This is a genomic window from Flavobacterium sp. PL02 (assembly GCF_035013205.1).
Classification (GTDB): Bacteria; Bacteroidota; Bacteroidia; order Flavobacteriales; family Flavobacteriaceae; genus Flavobacterium.
Genome location: NZ_JAYGJP010000006.1, coordinates 159,183 through 176,444, shown reverse-complemented (window position 1 = coordinate 176,444; position 17,262 = coordinate 159,183). Strand labels below are relative to the sequence as shown.

Below are 17,262 nucleotides of genomic sequence, written 5' to 3'. Positions count from 1 at the left end.
TAATGAGTAAAAATGTATTTGTAGAAGGACCAATTTCTTCTGAGTTTATCGCCGAATCTATTGCGAAACATCAATCGAAACATACTATTGGTGCGCATAATATTTTTTTAGGGCAGGTTCGTGCCGATGTAATTCATGAGAACACTGTAGTCGCCATTGATTATTCGGCTTATACAGATATGGCGAATGAAGCTTTGCATGCAATTAGAGAAAAAGCGTTTGCCAAATATGATTTAACATGTATGCATATTTATCATAGTTTGGGTGTAGTAAAAGCAGGTGAGATTTGTTTATTTGTTTTTGTTTCGGCTACAAGACGCAAACAAGTTTATGAAGCTACAGAAGCTATTGTAAATTGGATAAAAACCGATGTGCCTATTTTTGGCAAAGAATTATTTGAAAACGATACTTTCACCTGGAAGCAAAATACCTAGAAAATGGTTGATATTACCCATAAAATAAATACATTACGTTCAGCAACAGCAACAGCAATTGTAAAAGTGAGTCAACAAGCTACTATAGATGCTGTTGTTAATAATTTAGTACCAAAAGGCAATGTTATGGAAATGGCAAAAACAGCAGGATTATTTGCTGTAAAAAACACCCATTTATCCATTCCGGATTGTCATCCTATTCCAATCGAATTTACATCTGTAGATTATAAAATTGAAGGTTTAACTATCGAAATTATATTTAAAGTTAAAACAGTTTACAAAACTGGAGTAGAGGTCGAAGCAATGCACGGAGCGTCGATTGTGGCGCTTACAATGTATGATATGCTTAAACCGATTGATAAAGAGATTGAGATTTCGACAATAAAATTAATTAATAAAGAAGGAGGAAAATCGTCATTTAAGAACCGTTTTCCAGCAACTATAAAAGCGGCAGTTTTTGTATGTTCTGATTCTATTTTTGTAGGTGATAAAGAAGACCGTTCAGGTAAAATCATTGTCGAAAAACTAGAATCTTATGGCGTAGAAACAGCGCATTACGAGATTATTCCTGATGAAGTAGATATTATTCAGGAACGAACTAAAGCTTACGCAAAAGAGAATCAGTTAGTGATTTTTACAGGAGGAACAGGTTTATCACCACGAGATGTAACTCCCGAAGCACTAGCGCCTTTATTAGAAAGTCGTATTCCGGGTATTGAAGAAGCAGTTCGTAACTATGGGCAACAACGTATGCCGTATGCCATGTTATCACGCACAGTCGCAGGAACTTTAGGGAAGACTTTGGTTTTGGCTTTGCCAGGATCAACTAATGGAGCCAGAGAATCTATGGACGCTATTTTTCCGCATGTTTTACATGTATTTCATATTTTAAAAGGCAATAATCATGATGCCAAATAACACAGTTTTAACCGATGATTTTGGGCGTAAGCACAACTATTTACGTATCTCTCTCATAGAGAAATGCAATTTGCGTTGTACCTATTGCATGCCTGCTGACGGAATTACATTAACTCCAAAAAATGAGTTAATGACTGCCGATGAGGTATTTGCAATTGCTCAAACTTTTGTACAAAACGGTGTTGACAAAATCCGATTAACAGGAGGGGAGCCACTTTTAAGAAAGGATTTTCCTGAAATTATTTCAAAATTAGCCACTTTTAATATTAAACTGTCTCTTACTACCAACGGTATTTTGATAGATAGACATTTAGACGTTTTAAAGCAATTTAATGTTCGGGACATTAATTTGAGTCTGGATACTTTAATTGCTTCAAAATTTAATTCTATAACGCTTCGTAATCAGTTTGAGAAAGTAATTGACAACTTACATTTACTTTTAAACAATGATTTTAATGTAAAAGTAAATGTCGTTCTGATAAAAGGATTTAATGATGATGAGGTTATCGATTTTATCAAATTAACGAAGTTTTTACCTTTATCAATTCGGTTCATTGAGTTTATGCCTTTTGCAGGAAATGCATGGGATAAAAGCAAAATGGTTTCTCAAAAACAAATTTTGGAAACTCTTTCCAATCATTATAATCCATCTGAAATTGAAAAGTTAGAGGATGAAAAAAACTTCACAGCCAGAACTTTTAAAATAAAAGATTATCAAGGAAGTTTCGGAATTATCAGTTCGGTTACAAATCCGTTTTGTGATAGTTGTAATAGAATCCGCCTTACGGCAAATGGTAAAATAAAAAACTGTTTGTTCTCTAATGCCGAAACGGATTTATTAACTCCTTTTAGGAATGGAGAAACGATTACCGATTTGATTTCTGCGGCCATTGATAGTAAGAAAAAAGTAAGAGCAGGAATGACTACAATAAAGGAATTGAACAACCCAAGTTTAAACCAGGACAATCGTAGTATGATTGCTATTGGGGGGTAGTTTTTTTTTGAGGTTCAGAGGTTTTGAGGCTCAGAGGTTCAAAGGTTTTTGAGGGACAAAGGTTTTTGAGGGACAAAGGTTCAGAGGTTCAAAGATGCAAAGGTTTTTTGTAGAGACGCACCGCAGTGCGTCTACGCAATATTGGTTTATTTATAATGCAAGCCCAAATTTGTCTTTCTGACGTAGGAAGAATCTCCGCGAGTGGCTCGACAATTTAGGATAAGTTTGTGTTAGTTTCTTGTGGAGACCTTTCGTTCCTCAGGGTAACAAGATTGGAGAGAAAAAGGAGCAGAGGTTCAGAGGTTTTTGAGGCTCAAAAGGACAAAGGTTCTGAGTTACTAAGGTTTTGAGTTTAAGTCAGGGTTATAATTCCTTTCATTTTTTAAATTCTATCATATTGTCATAGCTCACGGTTTCAACCGTGTGATACGGATTGTGATAATGCATTATGCTCCAACGGTTGAAACCGTTGGCAATGTTTATAATATGTTATTTGTGCTTGGAATTTTTACAAAGTGATTAGACTAATTTACGCAAAACACCTTTGTCAAAGTTCAAAACTTTGACAAAGGTTAGAAGGTTAACAGATTGATCTACATACAGAATAAGCAAAGTCTTAGCATCTCCAAACAAAAATAGGGTTCAACTTTTTAAAGTCAAACCCTATTTTAATTATTTCTTCTTTTTCGATTTCGATTTCGATTTTTTTGCCTTCTTTTTAGCTATTTTTTTCGCCTTAGCTTTTTCTTTAGCTTTCTTAGTTTTTTCTTTCTTTTTGGCTTTTGCTTTAAGTTTTGCTTTTTTAGCTTTTTCTTTCTTTTTATCCTTCTTAGCTTTTTCTTTTTTCTTAGCTAATTTCTTTTTTTCTTTCTCTTTGTCCTTATCCTTGTCTTTCATCTTTTTCTTCTTTTTATCTTTTGATTTTTCTTTAATGATTTCTCCTATTGCATCAACTAAATTACCTGTACTAGGTGCTGTGCCTTTTTTCTCTTTTGGTGCTACAACAGGTTTCTCTACTATTGTTTTTTCTACAGTTTTTGCAACTGGAGTTGCTACTTTTTTAGCGGGAATAGTTTGAGATGTTTTTACTGGTGCAGGAGTTGTATCTGTAGTTTGTGCTTTAACAACAGGTTTTGCTGGTGTTGCTTTTTTTACAGGTGGTTTTGGTGCAACTTTTACTGGTGTTGTAGTTGCATTAGTTTGTGTTTTAACAACAGGTTTAGCTGTGGTTGTTTTTCTAACAGGAGCTTTTCTGGCTGGTGTTTTTGCTACTGGTGTTGCTACTGGTTTTTTGTCTTCTACAATTGGTTGAACGTCATCTGTTTTGGGTAAATCAGTATTTTGAGTAATACCTTCTGTCGCTTTTTTTTCCATATGATATTGGCTTTATAATTGAAAACTTTTGAAGTTAGTAATGATGAAAGGTTAAGAATGTGTCTAAATTGTTAACTTTCAGTTAAGTAAATATAATCAATATAAATGTACGGCAATGTTAAGTTTTTCCTCAATCATACGCTTTTGGATTATTTTGCACATTATCTGCAAAAAAAATCCCCTTTGCTTTGAGGCAAAAGGGAAGTTATAAAATTGAGTTTAAAGAGGAGTACTTTACAAAAAGATTCTATTTTTTATAAGTAAAAATCCTTGGATTTACGGAGATCATTAACCAAGCCCAGTTATTGGTATGTCCTGCATATCCAGGAGCTTTTAAAACTTCTAAAGTTTTAGTACCAAACATCTGAGAATAACCTCCTGTAAGTGTGATATCTTTTTTGAAATTGAATCCAGCTGTAAAGTCGACCTCAGTTCCTAAGTAGGAGTCCATTTTTTTGTTATCCACAACTACATCAGCAGCAGATATGAATACGTGTGGCATTAATGCAAATTGCCATTTTTTTACATTGTAATTGAATTTTAAAGAAGCATCTTGCAAACCAACGCTGTTTTGATGACCTCCTCCAACATAAAAATAATCCATATACCCGTTGAAAGCATGATTCGTACCAAAAATAGGATTGAATGATTTGATAACTGTACTTCCGTCATTTGTATCTTTTCCTGATAGATATTCGTAACCAATACCAGCTTTAAATGAATCTGTTATACTGTATGCAAAGTTTACAGCTCCATCCCAGGCGCTTACTTGTTTGTCTGCACTTTTTCCGGTTTGACCGTAGAGACTTAAATTACCATCAATTTTTTTTGTTTTGTAAGTCAGATAAGTTCCAAAAGTTTGTTTGTAATCAATTAGTAGTTTTTTGTCGACATCATTATTCATATACTCATAACCAGTATTCAAAACTAATAGACTAATTCCTAATTTGTCTACATTAGTATGATACCATGCATATTGCATTGTTTTATAGTTACCTACTGTGTATGGAGTTTGAAAGTTGTTTTCGGCGTCAGAGTTATAGGCTAATCCCATATCGAGCTGATGGTTTTTAGGATGAAACGAAACCATTAAGGCATCGTGACTTTGTCCTTGTTGTAACCAGTCGATTTCTCCCATAATACGTTGGTTATCGTATGAAAGTACTTGACGTCCCGCTCTTGCGCTCCATTTTTCACTTATATCATATTGTGCCCATGCTTCAAAAAGGGCTACACCATTTACATCTTTCGTTGTAGTTGTTCCCACATCTCCCCATGTTCTAACATTCTGTAGTGTTAATTTAACTTTTAGCTGGTCTTGCGCAAAGTTTAAATTTAATCTTGTACGTTGAGAAACAAAAGATGTTGCTTCCTGACCATATGGGATAAGAGTTTTATATCCGTTTCTATACTCATAGCGAGGTCTAAGCTGTAAATTTGCGTCAAACTCCTGTGCTTGCATATCAACGCTTATGCTTCCTAATATTAATAAAGCGATAATTTTAAATTTCTTCATAACTAAGTTATTTATATACAGTGTAAAATTAAAGGACAAAAAGGTCTTTTTATGTGATAAAAGTCATACAATCTAAATTTATGGTAAATTATTGTTATTTATTATTTTGCAAGATGCTTCTTAACTTAGTATTTTATTATAGTTAGATGCATTTTTATTAAGTAGGTTGCGAAAACAATAAATCGAAGAACTAGGGCAAAAGTTATTAATAAAGATATAATATTTATTTGTAACTGTAAGATTTTTAAACAGTTGTATTTGTTTTAAGTAGGGTAGGATATAATAGGAGCGAAGTTAATTATTGTAGAAAAAACAATAATTATGATGTAATAAAGGAATTTAATCTTGATAGATACTTATACCGTATTTAGATAAAAAGCAATTAATGCATTTTAATAGTAAGTATAAATACTTGTTTCCTGAAGTTGTAGGAATTGAGATGTTTTAATCTAGATCAAAGAATATTCTGAAGCCTTATTAGATAGCTCCATTAGGTTTTTTACTTTGAGTTTTTTCATTAAATTAAACCGATGAACTTCAGCAGTTCTTTTACTAATATTCAGCGTTTCTGCAATTTCTTTGTTTCCTTTTCCAGTTAATAATAGTTTAAGAATTTCTCTCTCTCTTCTGGTAATCATTGTTTCTTCACCCGAAGATTGTCTTAAATCAACATTGAAATTGTTATCAAGTAACTGTTTGATTAATATTGCCGATACATCACCGCTAAAGTATTTACCGCCCATAGCGACAGTATGTAACGCTTTTAAAAATTCTTCTTTACTGGAGCCTTTTAATAAATAACCATCTGCACCTGCCTTAATAGATTTTAAAACATATTCTTCAGATTCATGCATTGTTAATATGATTATTTTAACAGATTGATTCTGATCTCTAAGTTTTTCTACTACTTCGATGCCATTTAAGTGTGGCATTCTAATATCTACTATAAGTAAATCGGGTTGTTTGTCTATAACAATTTCCAGGGCTTCTAAGCCATCTGCTGCTTCCCCAACAACCTCAATATTAGATTCGTTTTTTAATAATGATTTAATGCCATCCCTTACAAATACATGGTCATCTGCCAGAACAACGCGAATGATATCTGCCATTTTACTTAATTTACAAATTAGGATTTACGTATATTCTGCTAGATTATTATGCTAATATACGTAATTCTTAATTTTTTGAGATGATATTAATTTAAAAGTAAAATTGTACGGTAGGAAAATGATAAATTATAAGCCTAAAGAAGCTTTAATTAATTCAAGATTTTCTTTGCTGTAGTTTATTTTTAAGGCTTCCTGATGTCCTTTATCAGACATTTTATCCCAAGTTTTTTTTATGATGTTTTTTAGCTTTTCTTCATCGTGTTTATGCACAAACGGATCAAGATAATATTCTAAAAATACGAGACAAATTACATCTTCTAACAATTGGGTTTCAGCATCTTTTTTAAGTAATTTTTTTTCGATTAAAAAAGAAACACGAGCTATAAATTCTGAATTATAACCTGCTTTTTCTAAAATTACAGCAGTTGTTTTGGCGTGAAACTTTTTTAAATCTTCTCTCCATTTTAAATATCCTACACGATCCATTGGGTAAGATTCGCGGGCAACTTTCCATCTGCAAATATGTTGCGCTTTAGAAGCAATTTGTACCTCTTCTGAAGCTTCTGGATGAAACTCCATCAATTTTGCATACATCCTGTTAGAGTAAAGTAACTCTTTAGGATATGTCGTGTTATTATCGGTTTCATGATTTGGATCCTGAGCATTTTCGGCATCAATCCATTCGCTTGCTTTCTGAAAAGGTGTTGTCATTTATAAGGAGATATATACAACCAAAGATACATAATTTAAGATATATAAATAATCTAAAAGTCAATAGGAATCGTACTAGCGGTAGTACAAATGAGTTAGCGCTTTATCACAGCTGATTGTTGCACTTATTTTTTTATTGTAAATTAGCTAAAAATCTATTTTATTTATTAAAGAAGTTAACATCTTTAAATTTAGGATGTTAATTTAAAATTACACACATGAAAAAACTTTTACTATTAGTCTCGGTCGCAATTTTGTCATTCAGTTGTAAAACGACAGTAAAGCCAAAACCTTTAACACAACCAAAGGAAGAAAACCCCGCATCTATGAATACAAATAATGCAGACGAATATGATGGTTCTACGTTTTTTAAGGCTACTGGAAACGAACCTTTTTGGGGCTTAAAAATAGGTAAAGAAAAAATTGCGTTTACCTCGTTGATTGAAGGATTAGAGGAAGTTAGTTCTCCTTATATAGAGCCTATTAGAGCGATGGATGCAAATGTTAAGTTGTATCGTTTTAATACTAAAACAGGTAGTATGAGTATTACGATTCAGCAAATGGATTGTACTGATACAATGTCGGGAGATAAATCGCCTTATAATGTTAAAATCGAAATCACAAATAATAGCGATGGTAGCGTAAAAAATATCGAAGGTTGTGGAAGATATATTACTGATTATCGCTTACATGATATCTGGGTTTTGGAGCAATTAAATGGAAAAAAAGTTGCTGTAGCTGATTTTCAAAGAGAACTACCTAGAATTGAAATTTATAGTGCTGAGAATAGATTTTTAGGCTTTGCAGGATGTAATCAGGTTAACGGAAGTATCTTTTATGAGAAAGATCTATTACGTTTTACAAATGTAGCTTCAACGCTAATGGCATGTAGTGGTAATAATAAAGAAGATGAGTTTTTGCAAGCGCTTCAAAGTACTACAACTTATACTGTAGCCAATAATAGATTATCATTGTCAAACCCATCTGGTTTACTTTTGGTTTTCAGAAAAATTGACTAAGGAAGGTTCAGAGCTTCAAAGTTGCAAAGGTTCTGAGGCACTAAGGTACTGAGATTAAAAAAGACGAGGCTGTCCGAAAAGTAATTTTCAGACAGCCTTTTTGTAATTTTTTTGAAATTTTTAGAAGACATGATAGATAATTGCTCCAGCGGAGCATCATATTTATAGCAAATTTAAATAGGTTGGGTACAAGCTACAGCGTAGCGATATTTTTATTTAGATTGCTATATATGTCACCCCAATGGGGTTTCTTTTGATTACAATTAAAATTGCTATAAATATAACGTCCCGCTGGGACTTTCTTTATCAATAAATTTTAAAAATAGACATCATTTCAATAAACAAAGAGGCTGTCTGAAAATTACTTTTCGGACAGCCTTGTCGTTATGAATTCATTTATATATAAAATAGAGTAAATACTCAATGGGATTTTTCATAGTCTTGTCACGTGAATAAAGAGTTTTGCAAACAGTTAACCAAAAGATATTGAGTTACTAGTGCGGTCCTTTCTACGTCAGGTCGACTTGAAGTAATTCCCCAGAGCCTTTGTTTTTTAGAACTCTGAAACTCTTTTGTCTCAATTTCTTAGAACCTTAGTACCTTAGAACCTTTGCAGCTCTGAATCTTTGAACCTCAAAACTATTCCAATTCTTCCGTTTGATCATCTACAAAGTCCAATTCTAATGCTCTTACGGTTTGGACTGCGTTTCCGGCGATACCACGTATAGAACCGTACATTCCTAGGGTATTATTGACTACTTTTTCTATTTGTTTCTCACGTTGTTTCCAGATACGTTGCATGGCTCTTTTTTCTGAATCTAAATCGCTTTGCATTTGTGTAAATCCTTCTACAATACCTTCTATTTGTAAACGGAATTCGTTGCTGGTTAAGAAATCGTATAACATCGCCATTTTATCGCCTTTGTTTTCCTGTGCTTGTACTGCTTGACTCACTTGTATTAGGGATTGACGCAAAACAGCGCTTAATCCTTTAAATTCATCATAAGTACAAATCCAGATTCCGTCGCGCATTCCCATTCGGTCCATTCCGGTTGGCATTACTTCGGTAACAAGAACTCCAATATTGGCTTTTTTATCTCGAATATCATTCTTGAATTTTTCAATCCAAGCGGGTTGAAAGGCTTTTGTACGCTTACTTTCATAATATATAGAACCACAATTTTGTAATTCGCGTGTATTTACTATTTGCAAACAATCGGCTCCATTGGCTCCTTTTTTAACTTCGTCGATACTGTCTAAAGGAAAATTAGAAGCTAGCCATTCTTCAATTGCTAATTCCATTACTTCGCCTTGCAATTGCATAGAACCTTGTTCTTGCTTGCGTTTCATTTCTTCGATAAGCTTTTTTTGGTCGTCGGATTGTTTTTGGTATTCTTTTATTTTTAACTCGTTTTTTTCTTCTTCTTGTTTACGAATTTTATCGCGTTCCAGCACTAAAGTTGCGTTGAGTTGTTTTTGAGATTCAGCTTCGATTGCTTCTTTTATTTCCAGTTTTTCACGCTGAAGTTTGGCAATCTCGCCTTCCATTTTATTTAGTTCGCGTAATTTTTCTGATTTTTCCGAAAGTTCTTTTTCCATCGAAAGCAAACGGTCTTTGTTTTCTTCGTTTAGCTTTGTTTTTAGTTTTTCGGTGATTTCTTTTTCAGCTATCTTTTTTTCTCGGTCTAAGCGTTCTGTAAAAAGTTCGTTTTCTTGCTTTTTCTTGGCTTCAAATTCTGCTTTAGCTTTTTCGAATTGCTCGTTTTTAAGCTCCAGTTCTTTTGACTGTGCTGTAGCTTTTTGCTGAAATTCTTTACGGATGCTATCTTCTAATTGATGTTTTAGGATATCATTTACATCGATTGTTGTTCCGCAATTTGGACACTGAATTGAAGATTGCTCAGCCATTTTGTTTATTTTTTATGGGGTAATATTATTTTCTGCTAAGGTATTTAAAAGTTAGCGATATGCATAATGTTTTATAGCTTCAGTAATTTTATTTGGGTAAATAATCTTGCTTGTGTTTCGTATTTTGACTTTATAATTTCTTGATTTTTATGCCAAATAAAGTGATGTTCTGGGTAATTGTAATAGGATTTATTTCTTTGGCTTGAGCCAAAAAATATTTTAGATGACGTAGTTTTATAAATTTGGTGTGCATTGATGAATTATGAAATAAGTATTTTTGAAGTATATATCAAAAGAAGACTTTTGAAAAAAAATGTTTCACGCAGATTTGGCAGATTGAGCGGATTATTTTTTTAGCCACTCCAGGTTAAAAAGATTTTAATATCTACGATTATCTGCTTAATCTGCGTGAAAACCTGAAACAAAAACTATGGAAAAATCAACTACTACAGAAATTAGGGAACGTTTTGATAATGATGTCGAGCGATTTTCAAATTTAGATACGGGTCAATTATCTACAATTGATGCTAAAATTTCGTTGGAACTTATAACAGAAGCTTCTAAGAGAATTGTTCCTAACGCAAAAAATATCTTGGATATTGGTTGTGGTGCAGGAAATTATACGTTGATGATGCTTTCAAAAGTTCCGGATTTAAATTGCACTTTGGTTGATTTGAGTAAACCGATGTTGGATAAAGCTTATGAAAGAGTGTCTGATGAAACTGACGGAAGGGTAGAGGTGAAGCAAGGTGATATTCGCGAAGTCGAATTACAGGAGAATCATTATGATATTATTTTGGCTGGTGCGGTTTTGCATCATTTACGTGATGATCAGGATTGGGAAACTACATTTACTAAGATATTTAAACTATTAAAACCTGGTGGATGTTTTATGATTTCGGATTTAATTACTCAGGATACAGAGTTACTTAATGAATATACTTGGGAAAGATATGGTGATTACCTAGAAGGTTTAGGCGGAAAGGAATATCGTAAAAATGTATTAGATTATGTTGCCAAAGAAGATTCTCCCAGATCGATGAATTATCAGTTGGATTTAATGAAAAAGGTAGGTTTTAGGAGTGTCGAAATCTTACACAAGAATATGTGTTTTGGTGCTTTTGGCGGGATTAAATAATCTAAAAAAGGCTTTAGCAGAATCACTATAGATTCGGCTAAAGCCTTTTTTATTATTGTTATTAAACAGTTGGTTAAAACCAACGATAAGTCATGGAAATTGAAGACCTATAAATTTAAACGATATCTACAACAATTCGTCCAGTAGAAGAACCATCGCTCATAGCTTTATGTGCTTCGATGGCATTGTCTAAAGTGAATTTTCGAGGATCGATAAGAGGTTTTAATTTTCCTTCTTCGAATAATTTTGCAGCTTGTGTCAGGATATCACTATGATGTTTTCGTCCTTCGCCACTGATTGCTGGATGCAGTACAAAAACACCATGAAGACTTGCTGAACGTAGCGAACTTGTTGCAAGGCTATGTGTTCCGAAAGCGTAACAGCTGCTAATTTGACCATAATGACGAATGGCTTTAAATGAATCATCAAGAGATTGACCTCCAACGGTATCATATATAATATCAAAACCTTTTCCGTCTGTGTATTGGTTTACATAATCTTCGACTTGAGTGGTTTTGTAATCAATAGGAGTTGCTCCGTATGATTTTACAATATCTTCTTTTTGTTTAGAAACGGTTGCATAAACTTCTGCACCTAGAGTTTTTGCAAGTTGTACCACAATGTGTCCAACTCCGCCAGCTCCTGCATGTACAAGGACTTTGTCTCCTTTTTTTACTTTTGCTCTGTCGATTAAACCTTCCCAAGCTGTAAGTACCACTAGCGGAATTCCGGCAGCTTCTTTCATGGTTAGGTTTTTTGGTTTTATGGCTAATAAATCTGCATCGACAGCGGTGTATTCTGCTAGAGTTCCTTGAAGTCCTAAAACACCTCCTGCTAGTCCGTAAACTTCATCGCCAATTTTGAACTGGGTTACATCTTCACCAATTGCTTCGATTACTCCAGCAAGGTCTGTACCTAAAATAGCTGGTAATACTGGTGAAGCATAAGGAGAAACTCCGATTCTGATTTTGTTATCGATTGGGTTTACGCCGCTTGCGTGTATTTTAACCAATACTTCTCCTTTTTTAGGAGTTGGTTTTTTAATATCTGTACTTACAAATTCAGATTCGTAAGTATTTATAAAAAGTGCTCTCATCTTCTTGATTATAGTATTTGCACAGTTTTGTAAACTTGAATTGGTGCTGAAAGTAAATTTTCGCTTTTTGTAATGAATTCTTGTAAGAAAGGTTGATTGTCGTGTATGTCAAGATCTGATTGGTCTTTCCATTCTTCCCAAATGATAAAAACATTTTCGGCGTTGTGTAAATCGTAACGTATACAAGCGTCTTCTTTTCGGGTTTGATTTACCAGATTTTCAACCAAGGTTTTTACTTGTTCTATACTTTCTTTTTTACTTTTAATAATGGCTGTAATTGAAATCATATTTATATAGTTTTAAAAAGTTGTTCTAAATGTGTAGTATATTCCTGCTTAAAGATACCAATATTTTCTGCAGTAGCGCCTTTTTCGACATCATGAAAATGGAATCCGTCTAATTTTTCCATTCCTACAAATTTATTCATTTTATGAAAACCGAACATTACTCCATCATCTACAGATGTTTGTTCGAAGAATTCTCCGGGAAGTGTAAAAGCTGTTGCTGGAGCATTCCAGCTTGTAGTTAGCATATATTTACGCCCATGCAAAAGTCCGCCAGTTCCGTAATTAATGTCTGGATTTGTTCTGGTTCTACCGTCACTTTTGTAAATTCCTTTATTGTGTCCTGCTGTAAATACATCGTCGATGTATTTTTTGAAACCATTTGGTACCTGAAACCACCAAACGGGTGTGTGATAAATTACGACATCTGCCCAAACAAATTTTTCAACTTCTTGATCCAGATCGAATTCTTGTTTTATATCGGTTGTTTTTACTTCGTAGTTTTTACTTTTTAGGTATTCGATTGTCCAATCGGTAACGGTTTGATTAAATCTTCCTCCTGAATGAGCAAAATTTTGTCCGCCGTTAATAATAAATATTTTTTTCATCTTTTAATCTTCTAATTGCATTATTGGTTTTGTGTGAGGGGGAGCAGCGGTATCCTTTTATTTTTTTCCTTTAAAAAAATAAAAGATTTAGCGGATGACCCGACCCCGCTTTCGAGGTTTCGAGAGTGCGGGGTCACACCCAATTTTTTTTTATTTTGTTTTTGAAATTGCCTGATTAATAAAATCAAGTTCTGATGCTGATAAATCGAAATCCATTGCTTTTGCGTTAGAAATTGCTTGTTCGGCATTTCGCGCGCCTGCTAAAACTATTGTAATTCCTTTTTGTAATGTTGTCCAACGTAAAACTAATTGTGCTAATGTTGTATTTTTTGCATTGGCTAATGAGCTTAGTTCTTCGACTAGTGTTTTTACTTTTACGAGGTCGAATTGGTTAAAATATCCATTACGATGGTCGTTGTCTTTTAGTTTACTATCGGTAAAATATTTTCCAGTAAGTAATCCTCTTTCCATTGGGCTGTAAGCAATAATACCAATGTTTTCAGCAACTGTAAGCGGAATTAAATCGGTTTCGATACTGCGATTAAGCATGCTGTATGATACTTGATTTGATGCTAATTGTATTGTTTTCTGTGCTTCTTTAATTTGAGCTGTACTATAATTACTAACTCCGGTAGCTCTTATTTTTCCTTGTTGGATTAATAGTTCCATGGCTTCCATGGTTTCGCTAATGGGTGTTGTTGTGTCTGGCCAGTGTATTTGTAATAAATCGATATAATCGGTCTGAAGGCGTTTTAAGCTTTCTTCGACTTCTTTTATAATGTTATTTTTGGAAGCGTATTTATATACGGGAATTTGTTTTCCGTTGTCTTCAGCATCAAAAAAGAATTCTCCTTTTCCGTTGTTGCTTCCGTCCCAAACTAGTCCAAATTTAGTTAGTAGTTGTACTTTGGTTCTGTCTTGTGTTTTTAGGGCTTCGCCAATCATTTCTTCGCTTAATCCAAATCCGTAGAATGGAGCGGTGTCTAATGTTGTTACTCCATTATCGATTGAGGCATGTATTGATGCTTTTGAATCTTTCTTTTCGTTTCCGCCCCACATTGTACCGCCAATGGCAAATGCGCCGTATGTAATTGCTGATAATTCGAGTTCTGTATTGCCTAATTTTCTATATTCCATGATGTTGTATTTTGATGCTTAAAATTTGTTTGACAAAATTATACTGTTTTTAAGACTGTTAACTTGTATATATTTGTGTTTTTTAGGTATATTTGCAAACTCAATTAATTAAGCGGTATTATGAAGAAAGAAAATTTATATGAACCTTTTACGGTTTCTTTTGAAACTCTGGATGAATATCCTGATGTTGGAGACCGTCATAATTTCTTTGAATTGGTTTATATTTTAGAAGGAACGGGTTCACAATGTATCAACAAAAATATTTTTGAATACGATGCTGGACATATGTTTTTACTAACTCCTGAGGATTGTCATAATTTTACGATTGAGACTAAAACAAAGTTTTTCTTTTTGAGATTCAATGATATTTATTTGAAAAATTCTAGTTTGCAGAATGAGAATATTCAGCGTTTGGAATATATTTTACAAAATGCCAATCATCAGCCTGGTTGTATTTTGAAAAATGATGCCGATAAATGTTTGGTAAAGGTGATGATTGAAGCTATTTGTCGTGAACATCAGGATAAAGATGTTTATAACAAGGAGTTGATTCAGCAATTGGTGAACACTTTAATTATTATTGTTGCCAGAAATATTGCGAAGTATTTGCCGGAGCAGGTAAATATTGGGTGTGAGGCTAAAGCAATGGATATTTTACAATATATTCAGAATAATATTTACTATCCTGAAAGAATAAAAGCAGAATCGCTAAGTGAATATTTTGGGATTTCGAATACCTATTTAGGGCGTTATTTTAAGAAACACGCTAATGAAACCATGCAGCAATATATTAGTAATTATAAAACGAAACTCATAGAGCATCGCTTGCAGTTTAGTGATAAACGCATTAACGAAATTGCGTATGAATTTGGTTTTACGGATGAAAGCCACTTTAATAAATTCTTTAAAAAACAAAGAGGGAATAGTCCTTCGGAATTTAGAAAAGTGATACGTCTTAATTAAATTGTCTATAAAGGAACGCAGATGATACGGATTTACAAAAAGTAAAGACGCTGATTAAAACGGATTTTTTAAAACAATGATAATTCTGAAGTTTCGGATGGGTGAAAATCCGTTTTAATCCGTGTTTTCGCCTTAGCGAATCTGTTTAATCTGCGTCCCTTTCGCAAAGAGGTAGATAGAATTATAAGGATTAAAAAAGATTTCTTAGTTTTTCTTTAAATCTTCTTCTGCTGACCAAGTTGAGAATGCTGTGTCAGCACCGCCTATTTCTATTATTTTGTCTTTATGTGTCATTACGCCCAATCCGTGTTCCTGATCCCAAGAGCAAGAAAACATATAACCAATGTATGGAATATCATCTTTAAATACGGATGTTATATAAAAAGTAGATGGGGATAATAAATCTGCGAAATCTTTTATTTGAGATATATCTGGCATGAAATCTTGTTTTTCATCCTCAGGATAATCATAGATTTCTTGTAATTCGGGGTATTTATTTAAAAGCTCAGAAAGGATGCTTTCTAGAATTCTAGTCTGATTGTTTTGTAAATATTCTATTCCGTTATTGTGCTCTGTAGAATGTTCTTCAATTTCATCTGAATCCTCGTCTAATATAACGTAATCTAGTGTTTCTTCGTTTTCACTAAAAAATAACTGCCAATCTTTTAGGTTGATTGTGTTGTAATAGATTTCATCATCTTGTTCTTTTTCTGGAAGTTCTTTTGGGTTTTCAAGATGTTTATTGAAAAACTCAAAACAAAATGGCGCTCTGGTAAATAGATATTCTGGGTTTTCTTTATAGGATAAATGAAGGTATTCTAATGCTTTTTCTTCGTTTCCGCATTCTAAACAACATTCGCCACTGTAATAATTGTTTATATAATCTGGATGTTTTTGAGATAGGGAATGAAGATTCATCATATCCAGCCACCTTTGCATATTGTTGTAGTCTTGTAGTTTTATATATTCATTAATCATCCTGCCAATAAAAATACTTCCCTGATGGATGTTGTATTTTTCATCGTCAGCCTGATGCCATTTCTCTTCGATATAATTAATTAAATCCTGAGATGTTAATGTGTTTTTCTTCAGTGAATACTTATCTAAAAAATTATCAATTTCTGCAATTATTTGGGATGCGTTTGACATTCTAATTGTTTTAAGTTTAGTCTGATTTTTGTACGTAAGTTACTTAGGCTATGTATAAACTAGCTATAAAGTTTCTGTAATTTGTAAAGGAAGAAATATTAGATAATCTTTTTGATAACACGCAGTTTATGAGTGTGTCTGTTTGTTTCGGGATTGTAAATTCCTAAATGGTCTAAACGGTCAATTCGTACTTTTCCACTGGCGTGAATGATGTAGTTGTTGTCCATGATTATACCTACGTGCGTGATGTTTCCTTCTTCATTGTCAAAAAAGGCTAAATCACCTGCTTCGCTTTCTTCAATAAAACTTAAAGGAGCTCCTTCTAAAGCTTGTTGCGATGCATCGCGTTTAATTTTATATCCGTTTAACTTGTAAACCATTTGTGTAAAACCAGAGCAATCTATCCCAAAAGGAGTTTTTCCTCCCCAAAGATATGGTGCATTCTGGTACATAAAAGCGGTGTTTATTAAACTTTTCTTAGGTTTTATACCGCTGGTTTTTGTGCCTTCAAATTCAAAATTTGAAGTGTTTATCTCGCTATTATTCAGAAAGGTTAGTGATGCACCAAGTGGAATTGGTAATAATAAATTATTTGGTGATGTGATATAGTCGATTAAATCGGCATTTAGTATTTGTACATCCGAAGATAGTAAGTTATAGTTTGCCTCGGATATTATTTGGTATTGTTTGGAATCGACCCAACCTTCGTAATCGTCGAATTGGATTTTAATTTTAGACCATTGATTTTGCTGTTCCAGAATCTCAAAGTGTTCTCCAAATAAAACTTGGGTAACGATTTCGCTTCTATCACTTGGTTCAAATCGAACAGGCACTATGGCTAGATTACAAATTCCGAACATTTAAGGTGTTTTATGAGTTAAGAATCAGGAGTTATTATTATGTA

17 protein-coding genes are annotated in these 17,262 nt (G+C 33.4%); 6 read left to right on the top strand and 11 right to left on the bottom strand.

Features of this window, described 5'->3' with window-relative positions; translation table 11 throughout:
* The first annotated feature begins 2 nt into the window (after window positions 1-2).
* Genes SHI72_RS17090 through moaA form a run of 3 tightly spaced genes read left to right on the top strand, consistent with a single transcriptional unit; the run spans window position 3 to window position 2,346 of the window.
* On the top strand, window positions 3-434 hold the full coding sequence (locus SHI72_RS17090; RefSeq protein WP_086895088.1) for a molybdenum cofactor biosynthesis protein MoaE: 432 nt from the start codon (window positions 3-5) through the stop codon (window positions 432-434).
* A 3-nt stretch (window positions 435-437) separates the two neighbouring features.
* Window positions 438-1,352, top strand: a complete 915-nt coding sequence (gene moaCB, locus SHI72_RS17085) for a bifunctional molybdenum cofactor biosynthesis protein MoaC/MoaB (RefSeq protein WP_323490782.1) — start codon at window positions 438-440, stop codon at window positions 1,350-1,352.
* Complete coding sequence (gene moaA, locus SHI72_RS17080; RefSeq protein ID WP_323490781.1) at window positions 1,339-2,346, top strand: GTP 3',8-cyclase MoaA; 1,008 nt, start codon at window positions 1,339-1,341, stop codon at window positions 2,344-2,346. The genes moaCB and moaA overlap by 14 nt, the downstream gene beginning before the upstream one ends.
* 672 nt (window positions 2,347-3,018) lie before the next feature.
* On the opposite strand, the gene SHI72_RS17075 is transcribed toward moaA, so the two are convergent.
* The 4 genes from SHI72_RS17075 to SHI72_RS17060 form a co-directional block, all read right to left on the bottom strand.
* Complete coding sequence (locus SHI72_RS17075; RefSeq protein ID WP_323490780.1) at window positions 3,019-3,720, bottom strand: hypothetical protein; 702 nt, start codon at window positions 3,718-3,720, stop codon at window positions 3,019-3,021.
* A gap of 247 nt (window positions 3,721-3,967) precedes the next feature.
* On the bottom strand, window positions 3,968-5,236 hold the full coding sequence (locus SHI72_RS17070; RefSeq protein ID WP_323490779.1) for an alginate export family protein: 1,269 nt from the start codon (window positions 5,234-5,236) through the stop codon (window positions 3,968-3,970).
* A 449-nt stretch (window positions 5,237-5,685) separates the two neighbouring features.
* Window positions 5,686-6,345, bottom strand: a complete 660-nt coding sequence (locus tag SHI72_RS17065) for a response regulator (protein WP_086895084.1) — start codon at window positions 6,343-6,345, stop codon at window positions 5,686-5,688.
* Between the two features lie 126 nt (window positions 6,346-6,471).
* On the bottom strand, window positions 6,472-7,056 hold the full coding sequence (locus SHI72_RS17060; protein WP_323490778.1) for a DUF4202 domain-containing protein: 585 nt from the start codon (window positions 7,054-7,056) through the stop codon (window positions 6,472-6,474).
* A gap of 218 nt (window positions 7,057-7,274) precedes the next feature.
* On the opposite strand from SHI72_RS17060, the gene SHI72_RS17055 reads away from it, so the two are divergent.
* Window positions 7,275-8,075: an META domain-containing protein gene (locus SHI72_RS17055; protein WP_323490777.1), complete on the top strand. Its 801-nt coding sequence runs from the start codon at window positions 7,275-7,277 to the stop codon at window positions 8,073-8,075.
* 639 nt (window positions 8,076-8,714) lie between these two features.
* On the opposite strand, the gene SHI72_RS17050 is transcribed toward SHI72_RS17055, so the two are convergent.
* On the bottom strand, window positions 8,715-9,983 hold the full coding sequence (locus SHI72_RS17050; RefSeq protein WP_039112828.1) for a DUF2130 domain-containing protein: 1,269 nt from the start codon (window positions 9,981-9,983) through the stop codon (window positions 8,715-8,717).
* A 430-nt stretch (window positions 9,984-10,413) separates the two neighbouring features.
* On the opposite strand from SHI72_RS17050, the gene SHI72_RS17045 reads away from it, so the two are divergent.
* Window positions 10,414-11,121 (top strand): class I SAM-dependent methyltransferase, encoded by a 708-nt coding sequence (locus tag SHI72_RS17045; RefSeq protein ID WP_323490776.1) that lies wholly within the window; start codon window positions 10,414-10,416, stop codon window positions 11,119-11,121.
* Between the two features lie 115 nt (window positions 11,122-11,236).
* On the opposite strand, the gene SHI72_RS17040 is transcribed toward SHI72_RS17045, so the two are convergent.
* The 4 genes from SHI72_RS17040 to SHI72_RS17025 form a co-directional block, all read right to left on the bottom strand.
* Window positions 11,237-12,229: a zinc-dependent alcohol dehydrogenase family protein gene (locus SHI72_RS17040; RefSeq protein ID WP_416348481.1), complete on the bottom strand. Its 993-nt coding sequence runs from the start codon at window positions 12,227-12,229 to the stop codon at window positions 11,237-11,239.
* The gene (locus SHI72_RS17035) at window positions 12,226-12,504 is read right to left on the bottom strand and encodes a putative quinol monooxygenase (protein WP_323490774.1); all 279 of its coding nucleotides are present in this window, start codon (window positions 12,502-12,504) and stop codon (window positions 12,226-12,228) included. The genes SHI72_RS17040 and SHI72_RS17035 overlap by 4 nt, the downstream gene beginning before the upstream one ends.
* A 2-nt stretch (window positions 12,505-12,506) precedes the next feature.
* Window positions 12,507-13,109 (bottom strand): NAD(P)H-dependent oxidoreductase, encoded by a 603-nt coding sequence (locus tag SHI72_RS17030; RefSeq protein ID WP_323490773.1) that lies wholly within the window; start codon window positions 13,107-13,109, stop codon window positions 12,507-12,509.
* Window positions 13,110-13,259: 150 nt separating this feature from the next.
* Window positions 13,260-14,246, bottom strand: a complete 987-nt coding sequence (locus tag SHI72_RS17025; RefSeq protein ID WP_323490772.1) for an aldo/keto reductase — start codon at window positions 14,244-14,246, stop codon at window positions 13,260-13,262.
* A 120-nt stretch (window positions 14,247-14,366) separates the two neighbouring features.
* Here SHI72_RS17025 and SHI72_RS17020 point away from each other — a divergent pair, with 120 nt between their 5' ends.
* Window positions 14,367-15,209 carry an AraC family transcriptional regulator gene (locus SHI72_RS17020; protein ID WP_039112821.1) on the top strand — a complete coding sequence of 281 codons (843 nt, stop codon included), beginning with the start codon at window positions 14,367-14,369 and terminating at the stop codon, window positions 15,207-15,209.
* A gap of 204 nt (window positions 15,210-15,413) precedes the next feature.
* On the opposite strand, the gene SHI72_RS17015 is transcribed toward SHI72_RS17020, so the two are convergent.
* Both SHI72_RS17015 and SHI72_RS17010 read right to left on the bottom strand, forming a co-directional pair.
* Window positions 15,414-16,358 (bottom strand): DUF6985 domain-containing protein, encoded by a 945-nt coding sequence (locus tag SHI72_RS17015; protein ID WP_323490771.1) that lies wholly within the window; start codon window positions 16,356-16,358, stop codon window positions 15,414-15,416.
* A gap of 98 nt (window positions 16,359-16,456) precedes the next feature.
* Entirely contained in the window at window positions 16,457-17,218 is a 762-nt protein-coding gene (locus tag SHI72_RS17010) for a C40 family peptidase (protein WP_323490770.1), read from the bottom strand.
* Window positions 17,219-17,262: the final 44 nt, after the last annotated feature.